The sequence below is a fragment of the Streptomyces sp. NPDC004111 genome (assembly GCF_042874215.1).
GTDB lineage: Bacteria > Actinomycetota > Actinomycetes > Streptomycetales > Streptomycetaceae > Streptomyces.
Genome location: NZ_JBIAMU010000001.1, coordinates 924,930 through 943,398, shown reverse-complemented (window position 1 = coordinate 943,398; position 18,469 = coordinate 924,930). Strand labels below are relative to the sequence as shown.

The following is an 18,469-nucleotide window of genomic DNA, read 5'->3' as shown; positions in this document are numbered from 1 at the left end:
CCGGATGGCCCTCGAACACGCCCGGCTCACCAACCTCCGCACCGGCACCTGGTCCGAAGTCCTCTTCAACCCCACGGAGTACACCCTCACCCAGGACAACAACTTCGCCCAGGCCCCCGTCCCCGGCCTCGGCTCCCCCCTCCTGCAGTTCGTGCACGGCGGTCTCCGCACCCTCCGGATGGAACTCTTCTTCGACACCTACGAGGCCCACCGGCACACCGGCACCCGGATCAACCCCGCCCACGGCGACGTACGCGCCCTCACCCGCCCCGTGGTCGGCCTGATGGACATCGATCCCACCACCCACGCCCCGCCGCCGGTCCTGTTCACCTGGGGCGAGCTGGCCTTCCGGTGCGTGCTCGCCGCCGTCGGCCAGCGCTTCACGATGTTCCTGGAGTCCGGCGTCCCGGTGCGGGCCCAGCTCGACGTCACCTTCCACGAGCTGGTCGACCCGGTCACGGAGGCCAAGGAGGTCAAGCGGCAGACCTCCGACTACACCCGGCGCCACGAGGCCACCCAGTGCCAGACCCTCGCCGACATCGCCCACCAGGTCTACGGCGACCCCCGCAAGTGGCGGCCCCTCGCCCTGGCCAACCACCTGCTCCCGTCCCGCGGGGTGCCCACCGGTCTGACCCTCACCGTGCCGCCGCTCCCCTACCGGGACCCGGACACCGGCGAGGTGCACTCATGACCGCCCACCCCCGGTACGTCCCCGGCTTCGCGCTCACCCTCGACGGCCGGCCCGCACCTCCCGCGCTGCGCACGCTGATCACCGCCGTACGGTTCGAGGAGGCCCTGGAGGGGGCGAACCGGGTCGAGGTCACCCTCGCCGTCCCGGACCCCGGCCTGCTCGACCACCCCCTCCTCGATCTCGACGTACGGCTCGGACTCGCCCTCGGCCACCATCCGTCGCCCCTGACGTCCGTGTTCGCGGGCACCACCACCGGGGTGGAGCCCGCCTTCCCGCCCACCGGTCTGCCCGAACTGCTGCTCAGCGCGCACGACGCGACCAGCAGGCTCTCCGCGGGCAGCAGGGAACGCGGCTTCCCGCACTACCTCACCGACTCCGCCGTCGCCGCGCTCGTCGCCGCCGAGAACGGACTGCTCAAGACCCCCGACCCGGAGTCCGCCGCCCTCACCGGGGCCGCCGCGCTGCTCACCCGGCGACCCCGCTTCCAGCACAAGGAGAGCGACTACGACTTCCTGCGCCGGATCGCCGCCGAGTACGGGTTCGACCTGTGGGTCGACGGAGACTTCCTCAATCTGCGCATGTCGCGGCCCCGGCTCCCGGCCCCCGAGCTCGAACTCCGCTGGGGGAGTTCGCTGCTGGAGTTCTCGCCCCGGGCCGGGACCATCGGGCAGGTCGCCCGGGTCCAGGTGCGGGTGTGGGTGGAGCAGCTCAAGACCCAGTTCTCGGTGGAGGCGGGATGGGACGGGGAGCGGCTGCGGACCCGGGTGCGGCCCGTACTGCTGCTGGACCGGGACAGTGCCCCCAGCGGGCCCGCCCAGGTGTCCGTGGGGCTTCCCGACGTCCCGCTGGACAGCCCGTACGAGGCGATCCGGTACGCGGTCGGGGAACTGCGGCGGCGCCTCAACTCCCGTGTGACGGCCAGTGGTTCGACGCTCGGCGACCCGCGTTTCCGGGTCGGCCGCACCCTCGCCGTGCGGGGTGTCGGCCGGCGGTTCAGCGGGGACGGCTACCGGCTCACCGGGGTGACGCACACCCTCGACACGCGCGGCTACCGCACATCGTTCCGGGCCCGCCAGGAGGTGGTCTGAATGGCCGAGCTGGATCTGTTCGCCCTGCTGAGCGGGCAGGCGGGCGCGTACACGAGCGAACTCGACGCGACCGCGCCTCGGATCCCCGGGGTCACCCTCGGCGTGGTCACGGAGGTGAACGACCACCAGGGGCTCGGCCGCGTCAAGGTCCGCACACCGCTGCTGTCCGAGCACGTCGAGTCGGCGTGGGCCCGGATCGCGGTGCCCTGGGCGGGGCAGCGGCGCGGCAGCTATCTGCTGCCCGAGGTCGACGACGAGGTGCTCGTCGCCTTCCGGCACGGCGACCCCGCGCACCCGTACGTCATCGGCTTCCTCTGGAACGAGCAGGACCCGCCGCCGGAGCGCGACCCCGGCCGGGACCGGCGCGAACTGCGCAGCAGGAAGGGCCACGTGGTGCGGTTCGACGACACCGAGGGCGCCGAGCGGGTGACGGTGGCCAGCCAGGGCGGGCTGCGGGTGACGCTGGACGACGCCGCGGGCGAGGTGACGGTCGCGGGCGGTACGGACGGGGCGGGCCCGCGCACCCGGGTGGTGGTCGCCGGGCGGCGGATCACCGTGGTCGCCCCGGACGGGGACATCGCGCTGCGCGCCCCGCGCGGCGAGGTGGCGATCGAGGCGGCAACGGTACGCATCGAGGCCACCGGCGGTGCCACGGTGTCCGGGCAGCCCGTGCACCTCAACCCGCCGGTGCCCGCGCTGCCGCCGCTCTCCGCCGGGACCGCGTGATGCCCGCCGCCGCCCGGATCGGGGACCCGACGACGCACGGCGGGGTGCTGGCGCCGCCGCCGGGTGCCGCCGGCGTCTGGATCGAGGGGATGCCGGCCGCGGTCCTCGGGGACCTCCACCTCTGTCCCGTCACGCCCTCGCACCCGCCGAGCACCCCGCTGGTGAGCGGCAGTTCGAGCGTCCTGTTCGGCGGCCGTCCGGCGGCCCGCGCGCTGGTGGACCCGGCGGGGTGCGGGGCCGCGGTGGCGACGGGCGCCGCACGGACGCTGGTCGGAGGCTGAGGGAGAGGTGAGCGAGATGGGGCCCGTGGAGAATCCGGGATTCCTGGGGCGGGGCTTCGGCTTCCCGCTCGCGGTCGGGGCGGGGGACGGGGACGGGGACGACCTCGTGATGGCCGAGGCCGAGGAGGACGTCCGGCAGGCGATCGAACTGATCATCGGGACGGAGCCGGGCGAGCGGGTGATGCGCCCCGACTTCGGTTCCGGTCTGCGCGGCCTGCTGTTCGCGCCGGTCAACACCGCCACTCTCGCGGTCGTGCGGCACCGGGTGGAGGAGGCGCTCGCGGCGTGGGAGCCGCGCATCGACGTCGTACGGGTGACGGTGACGGGCGGCACCCCGGACGTGCCGCACGGCACCGTGCTGATCGGCGTCGACTACCGCGTCCGGGCCACCAACACCTTCTACAACCTGGTGCTCCCCTACTCGCTCAGGGAGGCCACGCCGTGAGCGCGGGGGCGGCGGGGCGCGGCCGGGACACCGGGAATTCCCGTACGGACGCCGAGCAGGCCGTGCTCGACGTGCTCCTGCGGCGGCTCCCGGGTCACCTCCCCGGCTGGCGGCCCCGGCCCGGCTCCCCCGGGCACGCGCTGCTGGAGGTCCTCGCCCGGTACGCGGGCCTCGTCGACAACGGCCTGGCGCGCCTGACCGACGCGTACCTCCTGCGCTTCCTCGACACCACGGGCACCACGCTGCTGCCGCCCGCCCCGGCCCGGGTGCCGCTGGTCCTCGCGCTCGCCGACGACGCCCCGACGGACGTGGCGCTGCCCGCGGGTACGGAGGTCGCCGCCGTGCTGCCCGAACCGCTGCCGGGCGCCACGGCCGCCCCGGTGGCCCCCGCCGCTCCCGCGCCCGTCGTCTTCGCCACCGAGCAGGCGACCACTCTCGTACGGGCGCGGCTCGCCTCGCTGCACGACCTGGACCCGGCGGACGACAGCTGCGCCGAGCACGCCACCCGGCTCGGCACCGGGTTCACCCTGTTCGGCGGCCCCGGGGCCCGGCAGTTGGTCCCGCACCACCTCTACCTCGGTCACCCCTCCCTCTTCGACATCAAGGGTTCCGCCGACATCAGCCTCCAGGTCGGGGTGGCCCGCCCGCGCGCCCCGCGGACCCCGGCCGCGGCGGCCCCCGTGCTGCGCTGGGAGTACCTGACCGCCGCCGGCTGGCAGCCGTTCGAGCCGGTCATGGACCAGACGCACGGCTTCGGCAACGACGGCGAGGTGCTGCTCCGCAAGATCCGCGGCGCACCCCTGGTGCGGGGCAGGGTGGGCGGTGTCGACAGCTACTGGCTGCGCGCCAGGACGGTGCGCCCGCTCGGGGCGGGAACGCTGCCCTGGCTCGACACGCTGCGGGCGCGCGTCACCGTGAACCGGCTCTCGCTGCCGCTGGACGCCGCGTTCCAGGACGGCCGGCTGCTGGACACCACGAAGGACTTCCTGCCGTTGGGCGCGGAGCCGGTGGCGGGGAGTTCGGCGCTGTTCGCCTGCGACGACGCGTTCCGGCGGGCGGGCGCGCGGATCACCCTCACCCTCACCCCGTCCGCCGGCAGTACGGCGGTACGCAGCGAGGACCGCGCCCTCGTCTGGGAGTACAGCACCGGGGGCGGCGGCTGGGCGCCCCTCCCGCTGGACGCGGCGGAGCAGTTGCAGCAGGGCGCCCCGCGCGAGCTGGCCTTCGTCGCCCCGGCCGACTGGCAGAGCGTGCCCGTGCTGAACCAGGACCACTTCTGGCTCCGGGTGCACCTGGCCCGGGGCGACTACGGCCGGACGGAACTCGGCGGCGACGGACGTCTGGTCCGCCCCACGCCGCCGCTGCTGGCCCGCCTGACCGTCTCCTACGGCCACCGGACGGGCCCGCGGGAGCCGGCGCACGTCCTCACCCTCAACCGCTACGCACTCGACGACCGCACCGGCGCGGCCCGTTGGGGCCGCGAGCCCTTCCAGCCGCTGCGCCGGGCAAAGGACACCACGCCCGCCGTGTACGCGGGCTTCGACGCACCGCTGCCGGTCGGGCTCGTGAGCCTCTACGTGCACACCGCCCGCGCGGCGGACTCGGCCGACGGCTCCGGCGCGTCCCCGTTCACCTGGGAGTACCGGTCGGCGGACGGCTGGGCGGAGCTGTCGGTCCTGGACGGTACGGAGGGGTTCCGGCGCAGCGGCACGGTGCGGTTCGTCGCCCAGCCGGACATGTGCGCGGCCGAGGGCCCGGAACCGGGTAGTCCGCTGTACTGGCTGCGCGCCCGGCTGAAGACGGCCGGCCCCGCCCCCGGCCCGCTGCCGGTCGCCGGGCTATACCTCAACGCGGTGCCCGCCGCGCATCGCACGACGGTGCGCGACGAGGCCGTGGGCCGCACGGACGGCTCGCCGTCCCCGGTCTTCACGCTCCGCCGGCCGCCCGTGCTGGAGGGCCAGTGGGTGGAGGTGCAGGAGTGGCAGGGGGAGAGCAGGGAGTGGCAGGGCCTGTTCCACGACGTACCGCAGGACGCGCTGCGTACGGACCGGGGACGGGACGGCCGGGTGACGGCGGTCCGGGTCCGTTGGGAGGAGCGCCCCCACCTGCACGGCTCGGGCCCCGCCGACCGGCACTACACCCTGGAGCGGCACACCGGCCTGCTCCGCTTCGGCGACGGCCGCCACGGCATGGCCCCACCCCCGGGCGCCACGATCACGGCGACCTACACCACGGGCGGCGGCACCCGGGGCAACGTCCCGCCAGGCACCCTGACGCAGCTGTACAGCGCGGTGCCGTACGTGGACTCCGTCACCAATCCGGTGGCGGCGACGGGCGGAGCGGAGGGAGAGACGACGGCGACGTCCGCCACTCGGGACGACGCCTCGAACGGAACGGCTGCCTGGCCCTGGGCGGGGGGCGGCGGAGCGGGGGGCGGTGGCGGCGTCCCTCTCGGGGGCGGTGGCGGCATCGCTGGCCCCGGTCCTCTCCCCGGCGGTGTCCGCGCCCGTGGGCCGCAGCGGCTGCGGCACCGGGACCGGGCGCTCGCCGCGTCCGACTACGTCTGGCTCGCCCGCGAGGCCTCGCCCGAGGTCGCGCTCGCGCACTGCACCGGTGCCACGCTCCACCCCGCGCCCGCCGGTGTCCCGGACCCCGGCGACCCCACGTCCACCGCCTCCGGCGACCCCTCTCTCACGCCCACCACACCCGGCCGTATCACCCTCACCATCGCCCCCTGGAGCACCGACGACCGCCCCACGCCCAGCGCCGAACTGCTGCGCCGGGTCCAGCTGTACCTCGCCCGCCGCGCCCCGGCCGCCCTCGCCGGAGGCATCCGGGTCATCGGCCCGCACTACCAACGCGTCTCCGTGGCAGCGGAGTTCGTCACGGAACCCGAGCGGGCCGCCGAGGTGGAGCAGCGGCTGCGCACCGCCCTCGACCTCTTCCTGCACCCGCTGTACGGCGGGCCGGACGGATCCGGCTGGGGGTTCGGCGAAGACGTACCCCTCTCGAACATCGCGCTCGTCGTCGAGTCCACCCCCGGTGTCGTGTACGCGACCGCCCTGCACCTCACGACCGACGGCGGGGCGGTGCACGGGGAGCGCGCGGTGATCCGCCCCGGCCGGCTGCCCGCCCCCGGCCGCCACCTGCTCAAGCCCCGCCCACCGGCCGACGGCCCGCGGCCCCGTACGAAGGAGTGAGGCGACCTGCGATGCCCCCTCTCCCCCTTCCGAAGCTGGACTCCCGCACCTGGCAGGAGCTGACCGACGAGGCCCGCGCGCTGGTGGCCCGCAGCGCCCCCGGGTGGACGGACCACAACATCCACGATCCCGGCATCACCCTCATCGAACTCTTCGCCTGGGCAACGGAGTTGGAGCTGTTCCGGCTCGACGGGCCGCCGCCGGCCGCGCTGCGCGGTTTCCTTCGCCTGCTCGGGGTGACGCCCCGCCCCGCCGGGGTCGCCACGACGGTCGTGGCGTTGCGGCGCCCCGCCGACCCGGGCAAGGGCGGCGACGGCAGCGCGGGGCACGCGGCCCCGCTCGCCCTCCCGCCCGGGTTCCAGGTCTGCGACGCCGAACGCCGTACCTTCTTCGAGAGCCCGCGTCCGCTCGACCTCTCCCGCGCCTGGCTGGAGACCGGTCCGGCGGCCGGAGGGACCTCGCGCGGGCGCCTGCTGACCGAGGCCGGGCGTACGGCCCCCCTCCTCGACGTCACCGCCGCGAACTGCACCGCTCCCTTCCTCCCCTTCGGCCCCGAGCCGCGCCCCGGCCACGCCCTCCGCCTCGGCTTCACCGAACTCCCGGCCGCTCCCGACGCGGAACTCTCGCTGTACATGTGGACCCCGGACCGGACCTCCGACGCGGCGGTGGCCGCCGCCCTGTGGGCCGAGACGGCGAGTGCCGCCCACGACGCGGCACGGCACGACGGCCCGCCCCGGCTCCCGGCGCACTACTGGGCCGGGACTGTCTGGGAGTACTTCCTCCCGCAACGGGCCGGATCGGCGGACGCGCGCCGGGACGACGGCAGCGACCGGGCATGGCTCCCCCTCACCGTCCTCGCCGACGACACCCGCGCCCTGACCCTGAGCGGGCGGGTCGTGCTGCGCGGCCCCGGGGAGTTTTGGCCCGACCCGGCCGACGGCCGCCACTGGCTGCGCTGCCGGCTCGCCCACGGGGGCTACGACTGCCCGCCCACCCTGCTCGGGGTCGCCGTGAACGCCGTCGAGGTACGGCACGCGACAGCCGCACCCGTCCCCGAACCGCTCGGCGTCAGCACCGGAGCGGCGGCCCAGCGGTTCACCCTCCCCCGCAGCCCGGTCGTCGCGGGCAGCACCGTCCTGCGGCTGGACCTGGACCGGCCACCGGCCCCCGAGGGCGTACACGCGGACACCGACTCCAACTCCGACACCGACAGCGGCTCGAACTCCGGCACCGGCACCGGCACCGGCACCGGCACCGACAACGCCCCCGCCTGGCAGGAGGTCCCCCACTGGGACCTCACCGGCCCCTGCGACCCCCACTACCTCCTGGACCCCGGCACCGGCACCCTCACCTTCGGCGACGGCCTGGTCGGCCGGGTGCCGCCCGCCGGTGCCCGCCTCACCGCGACCGCCTACCGGACCGGCGGCGGCCCGGAGGGCAACGTTCCGGCCCGGTGGCTGACCCGACTGGCCGGGGCGGGCGCGCTCCAGACCGTCGTCCAGCCGTTCCCGGCCACCGGCGGGGAACCGGCCGAGGAGCCGCGGGCGGCACACGGGCGGCTGCTGGACGAACTGGCCCGACCGGAGCGCGGCATCACCGCCGACGATCTGGAGTCCCTCGCCCTGCGCACCCCCGGTGTGCCGGTGGCCCGCGCCCACGCGGTCCCCGGGCACCACCCGGATTTCCCCGGCTGCCCGGCAGCCGGGGTGGTCACCGTCGTCGTACTGCCGAGCTGCGGAACGGCGGGCGCCGCCGGTCCCCGCGGGCACCGCACCCCGGGCAGCGCGCACGCCGCCCCCGTCCCGAGTCCCGCTCTCCTCAGGGCTGTTCACCGTCATCTCGAACCCCGCCGCCCCCTCTGCACCGAACTGCACGTCGTCGGCCCGACGTACGTCCGGGTCTCCGTCGCCGCCACCCTGCACCCCGGGCCCGCGCCCACCGGCCGCACCGCTCCGGCCGACGCCCTCGGCGCCCTCGCCCGCCGCGCCCTCGACGCGTACTTCGACCCGCTCAGCGGAGGGGCCGACGGCCGGGGCAGGGCGTTCGGCCGTGACGTGCCGGAGAGCGAGGTGATGGCCCTGCTGAACTCGCTCCCCGGCGTCCGGTACGTCGACGGGCTCGGCATCTCCGGCCCCCACGACACCGCCCCGCGCTGCGGAAACCTGCCGCTGTGCCCCACCGGACTCGCCCTTTCGGGCACTCACTCGATCCACGTCGCGGAGGACTCCCCATGACCACGACCGGCCCGTCCGCCGCCGCCCCCGGCACGCCCGGCACCACGTCGTACCCCTCTGCCGCCACGGCGGGCGCGGAGACGACGGCCGCCCATGCCACGTACGCCCCGGAGCGCCTGCACTTCTACCCCGGGCAGCAGCTGACCTCCGCCGACCTCCAGGTCGAGCAGACCTACCACCTTGCCCTGCGCCGCCTCCTGCACCGGGGCCTGTTCACCCCCGGCGTCGTCTCCGGGCTGGAGGTCGACCGGGCCCCCGCGCCGCAGCAGGACACCCATGTGCGCATCACCCCGGGCCTGGCCCTGGACACCCGGGGCCGGGAGCTGGTGGTGCCCGAAGTGCCCTCCGAGGCGCGGTTGTTGGCGGTACCGGCCCAGCCGCCGAGCCGACTGGACGGCTACTTCCTGGTCGCCCGGTACGCGGAGGAACTGCTGCCGGACCCGGACGGCGACCCGTGCGCCCGCCCCGCCACCGGCCAGTACGCCCGGGTCAGGGAACGCGCCGACCTGCTGTGGACCGAGGACCACCCGGCGTCGGCACCGGCTGCCGACTCCTCCTCCGGCACGTCCGTGGTGCTCGCATACGCGGTCCTCACGCCCGCCTGCCGGATCGCCCGGATCGAGTCGGCGGTGCGCCAGTACGCGCGCCCCGTCCACACCAGCCGTACCGCCTCGTACGCGCTGGAGGGCGAGAAGGACATCGTCGCGGACGATCCGAAGGTGCTGCACTTCCAGATCAGGGGCGGTCCGCCGAGCGCCGTCGTACTGCACCTGTGGGGAGCGGCGTTCGGCTCGGCCCACTACACGGAGACGGGCGAGCACACCCACCGTGTCGTCGGCACGACCTCCCTCACCGACGTCAACCACCAGCACCTGCTCCAGGCAACCGTCACGGAACCGGCGGGAACGCACGGGCACGGGTCGCACGATCACGGCCGGCACTCGCACGACCTGACCGTGGCCGTCCCGCCCACGAACCTCTTCGGCCTCGCCGGGCTGGTCCCCCTGGTGAACGACGGCGGCTACATCGTCGCGAACTCCGTGCCCGCCGCCACCGTCGCCTCCGCCGGCGCCCACCCCCACACCGTCCCCGCGCGGACCACCGAGCGCGGCACCCCGGCCGAAGTCGTCAACCACGCCCACGGCTTCTCCGCCACGAGCGCGGAGACCGGCGCCGCACCGGCCCCCGGCGCCAGGCAGCTCCCCCACCGGGCCAGGAGCGGCCCCCGGCACAGTTATGTGAGCGATCTCCGGGTGCGGCTCGACGGCACCGACATCACCGGCGCGCTCCTCGCCCGCCTCCCCCGGGAGTGGCAGGACCGGCTCGGGGACGGCCTGGGCACCCACCCCCTGGTGACCGACGGCACGGACGGCATCGACCTGGTCGAGATCGCCGACGTGCTCGGCACACCGCTCGAAACCGGCCCGCACACCGTCGAGCTGGCGGTCGGCGAGGGCGGCGGCAAGGTCCTCTACAACCTGTACGTCGAGTAGCGGCGGGCGGTGAACCCATGGCATCCCCGCTCCACGGCTCCGGCGCGCCCGCCCCTCCCGGTCAGCCCGCCGCCTTCGCCCTGCCCGACGGCGCCGAAGGGCGCGCCACCCGCCACGCCCGCCTCCCGGACCCCGACGGCGGCTGGCCGTCCTGTCGTCTGGACGGCCTCGAAGCCCACCTTCCGGACGGCCGCGTCGAACTCGTCGGCCTCCCCTCCCTCACCGAGCCGTCCCTCGCCCCCGGCCCGGGGCCCTTCGCCCCGGACGCGCCCTCCGGCCTGGCCCGCACCGGGCACCACCTCTACCTCGCCGACGCCCCGGCCGGCCGCCTGGTCCGCACCGACCCCCTCTGCCCCGCCAACTCCCGCACCGCGCTCACCGGCCACCCGGAGGTCGGCGCCCCCAGCGGCCTCTGCACCGGGCCGCACGGGCTGCTGTACGCGGCCGTCCCGGCCCGGGGCCACATCGCCGTGCTCACCCGGGAGCTGCGACCGGTCGCCCTGTGGGCCGAGGGCCTGACCCGCCCGGTGTCCCTGGCCGCCGACGGCGAACGCGCCCTCTACGTCCTCGACGTCCCGCCGCGCGGGCTTCCCCGTCTCGTGCGGCTGCGCGTTCCCGGCGGCCCGCGCCCCGACCCGGAGTTCGCCCGCCGCTCCGCGGCCGTCGCCCGTCCCCTCGCCCTGGCCACCGCCCGCCCCCGGCGCGGCTCCGCGCCCGACGGGCTGCTGTACGTCGGGGACGCGGACACCCGCGCCGTGCACGTCCTCGACCGCACCGGCGCCCCGGTCCGCGACCCGCTCGCCGCCGGCACGGTGGTCCCGCAGGCGCTCGCCGTGTCCGGGAACCTGCTGTACGTCGCGGACCGCGTCTCCGGCGAGGTCCGTGTCCTCGACCGCACCGACGGGCGCCCGCTCGGCTCCCTCGTGGGGTTCCGGGGTCCGGTGGCAGCCCTGGCCGTCGCACCCGACGGCACGGTCCATCTCAAGCCGGGCGCGGCGGAACGCCTCCTCAGCGCCCGCCCCGCGACCGCCCGCACCCCCCGGGGCACCCTGGAGACGGGCCCGCTGGACGCCGGGGAGGAGGGGCGCTGGACCCGGGCGGTGGCGGAGTTCCGTACGTACCCGCGCACAGCGGCACACACCCCGGGCGCCACCGGCCACGGCGGCCTCGCCGAGCCCACGGATCCCGCCGACTCGACGCGGGCCGGTCTGGAGTTCGCCACCGGCCCCGACCCCGGGGGCGCGCCCGACTGGGTTCCGGCAGCGGGGCCCGACACCCTGCTCACCGGCGGCGACCGCTACCTCTGGCTCCGGGTCACCCTGGAACGCTCCCCGCAGGCCCCCGCCGCCGCGTCGCCCGTCCTCACCGCGCTCCGGGCGGAGGCGGCGGGCGACGACGCCGACCTCCTCGCCCACCTGCCGCAGGTCTACGCACGTGCTCCCGGCGCCGACCCGGTCCGCCGGCTGCTGGCCCTCGCCCAGTCGGTGATCGGCGAACGGGAGCAGGAGATCACCCGCTTCCCTCGCCGCTTCGACCCGGTCACCGCACCCGCGCACCTGTTGCCCGTCCTCGCGCACTGGCTCGCCCTGGACCTTCCCCCGGACCTCCCCGCCACCCCGTCGCTCCGCGAACTCCTCTCGGAAGTACCGGAGTCGTACCGCAGGCGTGGCACCCCGGGCGGTATCGCCAGGGCGCTGGAGATCCACACCGGGGCCCGCCCGCTGCTCCTCCTGGAGGAGTTCCGCACCCGGGGCGTCTGGCAGCTGGACGGTCCGTCCCGGCTGGGCACCGACACGGTGCTCGCCCCGCCGGGCAGGTCCGCCGACCCGTTCGAGGCCACCGCCCACCGGTTCACCGCCGTGCTCCCGGGCTGGGCGCTCGACCCGGCCGCCCGCCGCCGCGCCGCCGCCGTGCTGGAGGCGGAGAAGCCCGCACACACCGCCGTCCACCCGTGCTTCGTGGAGCCGCGGTTCCGCGTGGGGATCCAGGCCCGGCTGGGTGTGGACGCGATCGTCGCGGGGCCGCCCGCCGCCCACGTACTGGAGCTGGCACCGGGGCCGGCCCCGGAACCGGACACCTCACCCGGAGGGGAATGCCGATGCCCGAACACCAATGGAACGACCGCGAGTTGGCCTCGCTCCACCACCCGCCCCGGCGCAACCGCTACTTCTACGGCAAGCTCATGGACGTACTCCAGTTCTCGATGGAGCAGGAGTACCTGATCGCGGAGCAGCGCCGCCACCGGCGCACGGTGCTCGGCGCGGGAGTGGTGTGCGGGCTGGCGGTGGAGGTGATCCGCAACGGTACGGAGCAGGGGGTGCGGGTCTCCCCCGGGCTGGCGATCGACGGCTGGGGCCGCCCCGTCCTGGTGCCCGACGAGGTCGATCTGCTGCCGCTGCGCCCGACCGACGAGAACGGCGAGCCGCTGGGGGACCCGGCGGACACCGGGTCCCTCCCGCCGCACCTGGTCCTCGGCCTCTGCTACCGCGAGTGCCGGACCGGCTTCGAGCCCGCGCTCGTCCCCGATCCGCACTGCGGTCCGCCGCAGTGCGGCGAGGCGGGCACCTGGGTCGAGACGTACGCGCTGCACGTCCGCCCGGGGACCGCGCCCGAGGTGGTCCGGGCGTGCCGTCCCGAAGTGGGCGAACTCCTCCGGCGGGGCCGGGTCCAGGAGGCGTTGTGCCTGCTGTCCGCCGACTGCGCCGAGCCGCCGGACGACCCCTGTGTCACCCTCGCCGGTCTGACCGTGGACGACCGGGGCACGCTCACCGCCTCCCCGTGCCTGCCGCGCCCCGTGGTGCCCACCAACCAGACCCTCCTCCAGCTCCTGATCTGCCTGGCGGAGCGTGTGGAGGAGTGCTGCTGCCACTGCAGCGACGGCACCCGGACCTATCTGTCCGTGGGCCGGGCGACCGTCCTCGTGGCCGAGGGGAGCGACATCACCGTCGGCTCGCCGCGCGACCGGCCCCGGATCAGCCAGGGCCTCGAACCCCGGGGCGTCGAGTTCGAGTTCACCGGGGCACTCGCGGACCAGGCCAGTGCCGTCCTGGACCGCACCGTGACGCTGCGCCGCGACGGCAGCCCGGTCCCCCGGCTCCAGCTGTCCTGGCCCTCCCCCACGCAGCTGCGGCTCGCCGCCCCGTCCTTCCCGGTGGGCTCGTACGTCGTCACGCTGCGCGGCGACCCCCCGGCCCTCACGTCCGTCGCGACCAACGAGTCCCCCTCGCACGCCCTCGACGGCGAGGCGGGCGAGCACTGGCCCACCGGCGACCACCGGCCGGGCGGCGACTTCGTCCTGGCCTTCGACGTCACCCCCACCTGACCGGACGCGGAGCATCCGGACGGGCCCGGACAGCAGATCAGGAGGAACACCCATGACCCTCACCCTCGGCTCCCCGGCCGGCCGGGGCACCCCGGCAGCCCCCGAGCGCCTGCTCTACTACCCCCAGCAGCGCATCCACGCCGACGACCTCAACGACGAGCAGGCCTACCACCGGCGGAAGCTCCGCGAGCACAACCGGTTCCTGCACGGCTGGGGCGTGGTCTGCGGCTTCGACGTCCAGCCGGCGGCCACCGGCGCCGCCCCCTGGCGGATCCGGATCACCCCCGGCCATCTGCTCACCCCGCAGGGCGACTCCGTCACGCTGCGCGCCGACGTGCTGTACGACGTCGCCGACTGCCTTCTCAGCAGCGCGGACCCGTGCGTGTTCGCCCGTCCCTGCCCGCCGGTGAACCGCCGTGCGCTCGTCGACGACACGCTCCACCTGGCGGTCCGGTACACGGAGTGCGAGACGCGGCCGGTGCACCGCGCCCCCGCCGGCTGTTCCTGCGCCGGATCCGGTGACTGCGCGGACCGCTGCGCCCCGGACGCGGCCGGCTGCCAGTACACCCGGGTCCTCGAAGCCCACGAGATCTGCTGCCTCCCCGCGCTCCCGAGGTCCCACGCGGCCGGACCGCGCGACTGCGACGAGGTCCGCCACCCGGCCGTGCCGGGGGTGACCCCCTGCCCGCCCTGTACGGACGAGCCCTGGGTGGTGCTCGCCACGCTCACCCTGCCGCGCTCCCCGCGCAGTCCGCTCGACGCGATCGACCTGCTGCGGCACCGGCGCCTCCTGCCCAGCGCCGCGCACCTGGCCGACCTGGCGCGCTGCCCGCAGGAGCGGCCCTGACGCTTCTCGGCTGGAGTCCGCACAGAGCGACGCCCCACGGCCGGGGGGAGGGCCGTGGGGCGTCCAGGGTGCCCGGCAGGCTGGGGGGATGTGCCTGCCAAGCTCGGGTCAATGGTGCGTGTGCCCTGCCTTCGGGCACGCATTCACGCCCGTGGAAGAAATTTCTCGCAGGGATTACCGGATGTCTAGCGGCAGACCGAGACGTTGTCGGAAGTGCCCGGGTAGGCGGCGGTGCGGGTGTCGTTGAAGTTGCTGACGAAGGCGTTGTAGAGGGTGTCCGAGTTGATGCGGACCATCGACTCGTCGTTGTCGCGCAGGGCGGGGCCGCTCCAGTTGTGGCTGCCGGTGAAGACCAGCTTCTCGCGGGCGCCCGCGTACATGCCGTCGATCATCAGGTTCTTGGAGTGGACGATGCGGTTCGGCGTCTGGTCGTTCGCGTCGTCGTCGTGCTGGTAGCAGCGGGTGGTCAGCCGGGTCTGCCCGTGCAGGGCGTTCCAGGTGCCGGTGTCGGTCTCGCTGTAGACGAGGTCCACGGTGCATCCGGCGGCGGCCAGGGAGCGCAGCTTGTCGGCGACGCCCTGCCGGGTGATCTTGAGCATGGCGGCGCGGATGGCGGTGCGGTGGGTGCCGGCCGAGTCGGTCCACGTACAGGCGACGTTGTCGAGGGTGTTGACGACGGTGTCGGTGGTGTCGTCGGTGCCGGCGCGGGGGAAGAAGTAGACCTTGTAGTCGCCCGCGTTGGCGTAGGTGTACTTCCAGTTGGCACGGTCCTGCTTGCCGAGCTTCACGAAGTAGTCGTTGTACGCGGCGTAGAGCTCGGCGTTGCCGGCGACGCCGACGGCGCTGTTCCAGTAGCGGGAGTAGTTGGACGGGGTGAGGTTGGAGGTCATCTGGAGGACGACCTGCTTGGCCGCGCCGCCGCCGAGGCTGCTGAACAGCAGGAACTTGTTGTGGTTGATGCCGGATGCCGAGGAGCTCAGGCAGGAGCGGCCCTTGGCGCACAGCTTGACGTACGACGACTTGGCCATGTCCGTGCCGAGCGCCGTCTTGAGCGTGTTGTACGGGGCGGGGTCGATGTCCGGGGTGCTGAACGACGTCTCGTCGAGGACGACCTGGACGTTGATGCCCCGGGTGGTGTGCGCGTCGGCGAGTTCCTGGGCGAAGGTCTTGTCCCAGAAGTGGTAGAGCGCCATCCGGATCGTCGAGCCGTTGTCCGCTGCGGCGATCATCGCGCGGGCCCGGTCGCGGATCGCGTTCTGCTCGGTGGTGTCCCCGGTGGGCCGGTTGAAGACGGCTCCCATCGGCGGAACGGCCGCGTCCGCCGCCCCGGCCTGCGGCGCGGGTCCGAGGACCAGAGCGGCGGCGGCGACCGCGAGCATGGTGGCGAAGGTGGAGAGTCTTCTGTGAAGACGTATGCGCATCAGTTCCCCCTGAGGGCCGGTACGGCGAATTCTGGGTGTACATGCCATGTCGGTACGGGATTCTAGGGGCGCGGGCAACCGGGTCCTCCGGTACGGGAGTGGCGGAAGGTACGGCCGAGGCCCGGACCTGTGGCGACGCGGGGCGGTCCGGCGGAAATTCCGCCGCTCGTGCCGGGGTTGAGGGGTGCATGACCTAAGGTCCGGCGCCCCGCGCCCTCTCCGACGAAGCCCTGTCCACCATGCGCCACGGCTGGGACCCCGTGACCGAGGGCGAGGCGGAGGTGTCCGGGCCCACGACCGAACCGGGCGACCCGGGCGACCCGGTCGGGCTGGAGCTGCTGGGGACCGTCCCGCCGGACGCCCGGCCCCGGCGGCGGAGACCGACACGTTCCTGGCCCAGCAGCTCGCCGAGCGCCGGGTGGTGATCCGGCTGAAGGTGAACCGGCCGTACGGGACCACCCTCGACGTCGAGGACCGATCCGCCCCCGGGGATCCGGCAACGGGCCACGCCCGCCGTGGCCGCTCTGCGAGGATGGGCCGCATGAGCGTACGCCGCAGGAACCGTGTGCAGGTGTCGGGCCGGGCCGGGGCGCCGGTGCTCGTACTGGCGCACGGCTTCGGCTGCGACCAGCACCTGTGGCGCCTGGTGGTGCCGACGCTGGAGCGCGACTTCACCGTCGTGCTCTTCGACCACGTGGGCGCGGGCGGCTCCGACCTGTCGGCGTGGAGCCGGGAGCGCTACTCCACCCTGGACGGTTACGTCGACGACGTCCTGGAGCTCTGCCGCGAACTGGACCTGGGGCCCGTGACGTTCGTGGGCCACTCGGTCAGCGCCATGATGGGCGTGCTGGCCGCCGTCCGGGAGCCCGCCCTCTTCCGCGGCCTGGTGCTGCTCGCGCCGTCGCCGTGCTTCATCGACGATCCCGCCACCGGCTACCGGGGCGGGTTCAGCGCCGAGGACATCGACGAACTGCTGGAGTCGCTGGACTCCAACTACCTGGGCTGGTCGGGCGCGATGGCCCCGGTCGTCATGGGCAATCCGGACCGCCCCGAGCTGGGCGAGGAGCTGACGGCCCGCTTCTGCGCCACCGATCCGGTGATCGCCCGGGTCTTCGCCCGCGTCACGTTCCTCAGCGACAACCGCGACGACCTCGCCGGGGTGACGGTGCCCACCCTGGTCGCGCAGTGCTCCGACGACGCCATCGCACCGCCGGAGGTCGGCGACTTCGTGCACGCGCGGATCAAGGACAGCCGGCTGGTCACGCTGACCGCCACCGGGCACTGCCCGCAGCTCAGCGCCCCCGAGGAGACGGCGGAGGCGATCGGCGCCTTCGCGGGGACGCTCGCCTGATGCACCGTACCGACGGAGACCAGGAACGCGACCCCGAGACCGGCCCCGCGCCGGAGACCGGGCCCGCGCCGGAGACCGGGCCCGCGCCCGGGGAGGGGCTCTCCCCCGCTCCCGGGCCCGACGACCCGGTCTTCTCCGCCATGCTGGAGGACAGCGCGGAGGACCTGTACGAGAACGCCCCGTGCGGCTATCTGTCCACGCTGCTCGACGGCACGATCGCCAAGGTCAACGGCACGCTGCTGGGCTGGCTAGGCCACCGGCGGGACGAACTGGTGGGCCGCAGGCGGTTCTCCGAACTGCTCACCGTCGGCGGCCGGCTGTACCACGAGACGCACTTCGCGCCGCTGCTGCGGATGGAGGGCGAGGTCAAGGGGATCGCCCTGGAGCTGCGGGCCGCCGACGGCGCCAGGCTGCCGGTCCTGGTGTCCTCGAAGGTCAGGACCGGCGGCGACGGGCAGCCGCTGCTGATCCGCACCACCGTCTTCGACGCCCGCGAGCGCCGTGCCTACGAGACGGAACTGCTGCGCGCCCACCGGGAGTCCGAGCGCGAACGCGAACGCCTCCAGCAGTTGGTCGCCACGCTCCAGGCCAGTCTGCTGCCGCCGGTCCTGGCACAGGTGCCGGGCCTGGAGGTGGCGGCGCACTACCACGTGGCGTCCGCCGATCAGCTGGGCGGCGACTTCTACGACCTGTTCCCGCTGAGCGGCGGCTCGTGGGGGCTGTTCCTGGGCGATGTGTGCGGCAAGGGCGCCGCCGCGGCCACCGTCACCTCGCTGACCCGCTACACCCTGCACGCCGCCGCGGTGAACGACCCCGACCCGGCCGCCGTGCTGGGTGTGCTCAACACCGTTCTGCACCAGGAGTACAGCGGGCGCGACCCGAAGTTCTGCACCGTGATCTTCGGGGTGCTCACCCCGGACGAGCAGCGGGGCGGCTTCCGGATCACCCTGGCCAGCGGTGGGCACCCGCCGGCCCTGCTGCTGCGAGCCGACGGCACCGCCGATCAACTGCCCACCCCGGGCGGCCAGTTGATCGGCGCGCTGCCCGTCGCCCGCACGGCGACCACCGGCTGCCACCTGGGCCCCGGCGACACCCTGCTGCTGCACACCGACGGCCTCACCGAGGCGCACACCACGACCGCACGCGGCCGTTACGGGGACGAGGCCCTCCTCGCCTTCGGCCGCTCACTGGCCCCGACGACGGCCGGGGAGACCGTCGCCGCGGTCCGTGAACTGCTGGACGCGCTCGGCCCCGGCGTGGACGACGACACCGCGGTCCTGGCGCTGAGCGTGCCGGGCCCCTGGCCAGGTGCCCCACCAGTACGCAGAGCGCGGCCCGGGCCCAGCCCGCCCCGATGAGCAGGCTGAGCA

13 protein-coding genes are annotated in these 18,469 nt (G+C 75.0%); 12 read left to right on the top strand and 1 reads right to left on the bottom strand.

Annotated features, from left to right (window positions below):
- Positions 1-4 precede the first annotated feature (4 nt).
- The 10 genes from ACFYVL_RS04220 (at position 5) to ACFYVL_RS04175 (ending at position 14,327) form a co-directional block, all read left to right on the top strand.
- Positions 5-691 (top strand): peptigoglycan-binding protein LysM, encoded by a 687-nt coding sequence (locus ACFYVL_RS04220; protein WP_389241225.1) that lies wholly within the window; start codon positions 5-7, stop codon positions 689-691.
- On the top strand, positions 688-1,779 hold the full coding sequence (locus ACFYVL_RS04215) for a phage late control D family protein (protein ID WP_389241224.1): 1,092 nt from the start codon (positions 688-690) through the stop codon (positions 1,777-1,779). Before ACFYVL_RS04220 ends, ACFYVL_RS04215 begins: the two co-directional genes overlap by 4 nt.
- Entirely contained in the window at positions 1,780-2,505 is a 726-nt protein-coding gene (locus ACFYVL_RS04210) for a phage baseplate assembly protein V (RefSeq protein ID WP_389241223.1), read from the top strand. It begins immediately after the preceding gene.
- Positions 2,505-2,786, top strand: a complete 282-nt coding sequence (locus ACFYVL_RS04205) for a PAAR domain-containing protein (RefSeq protein WP_389241222.1) — start codon at positions 2,505-2,507, stop codon at positions 2,784-2,786. The genes ACFYVL_RS04210 and ACFYVL_RS04205 overlap by 1 nt, the downstream gene beginning before the upstream one ends.
- Positions 2,787-2,802: 16 nt before the next feature.
- The gene (locus ACFYVL_RS04200) at positions 2,803-3,231 is read left to right on the top strand and encodes a GPW/gp25 family protein (protein ID WP_389241317.1); all 429 of its coding nucleotides are present in this window, start codon (positions 2,803-2,805) and stop codon (positions 3,229-3,231) included.
- On the top strand, positions 3,228-6,431 hold the full coding sequence (locus ACFYVL_RS04195; RefSeq protein WP_389241221.1) for a hypothetical protein: 3,204 nt from the start codon (positions 3,228-3,230) through the stop codon (positions 6,429-6,431). Before ACFYVL_RS04200 ends, ACFYVL_RS04195 begins: the two co-directional genes overlap by 4 nt.
- An 11-nt stretch (positions 6,432-6,442) precedes the next feature.
- Positions 6,443-8,665 carry a putative baseplate assembly protein gene (locus ACFYVL_RS04190; RefSeq protein ID WP_389241220.1) on the top strand — a complete coding sequence of 741 codons (2,223 nt, stop codon included), beginning with the start codon at positions 6,443-6,445 and terminating at the stop codon, positions 8,663-8,665.
- Entirely contained in the window at positions 8,662-10,158 is a 1,497-nt protein-coding gene (locus ACFYVL_RS04185; RefSeq protein WP_389241219.1) for a hypothetical protein, read from the top strand. The genes ACFYVL_RS04190 and ACFYVL_RS04185 overlap by 4 nt, the downstream gene beginning before the upstream one ends.
- A gap of 17 nt (positions 10,159-10,175) precedes the next feature.
- Positions 10,176-12,380, top strand: coding sequence for a phage tail protein (locus ACFYVL_RS04180; RefSeq protein WP_389241218.1), 2,205 nt, complete (start codon positions 10,176-10,178; stop codon positions 12,378-12,380).
- A gap of 1,152 nt (positions 12,381-13,532) precedes the next feature.
- Positions 13,533-14,327 (top strand): hypothetical protein, encoded by a 795-nt coding sequence (locus ACFYVL_RS04175; protein ID WP_389241217.1) that lies wholly within the window; start codon positions 13,533-13,535, stop codon positions 14,325-14,327.
- A gap of 185 nt (positions 14,328-14,512) precedes the next feature.
- On the opposite strand, the gene ACFYVL_RS04170 is transcribed toward ACFYVL_RS04175, so the two are convergent.
- Positions 14,513-15,748, bottom strand: coding sequence for a phospholipase D-like domain-containing protein (locus tag ACFYVL_RS04170; RefSeq protein ID WP_389241216.1), 1,236 nt, complete (start codon positions 15,746-15,748; stop codon positions 14,513-14,515).
- Between the two features lie 541 nt (positions 15,749-16,289).
- Between ACFYVL_RS04170 and ACFYVL_RS04165 the strand changes: the two genes are divergently transcribed.
- Entirely contained in the window at positions 16,290-17,099 is an 810-nt protein-coding gene (locus tag ACFYVL_RS04165) for an alpha/beta fold hydrolase (protein WP_389241215.1), read from the top strand.
- Positions 17,099-18,457: a SpoIIE family protein phosphatase gene (locus ACFYVL_RS04160; protein ID WP_389241214.1), complete on the top strand. Its 1,359-nt coding sequence runs from the start codon at positions 17,099-17,101 to the stop codon at positions 18,455-18,457. Before ACFYVL_RS04165 ends, ACFYVL_RS04160 begins: the two co-directional genes overlap by 1 nt.
- The last annotated feature ends 12 nt before the right edge of the window (positions 18,458-18,469 follow it).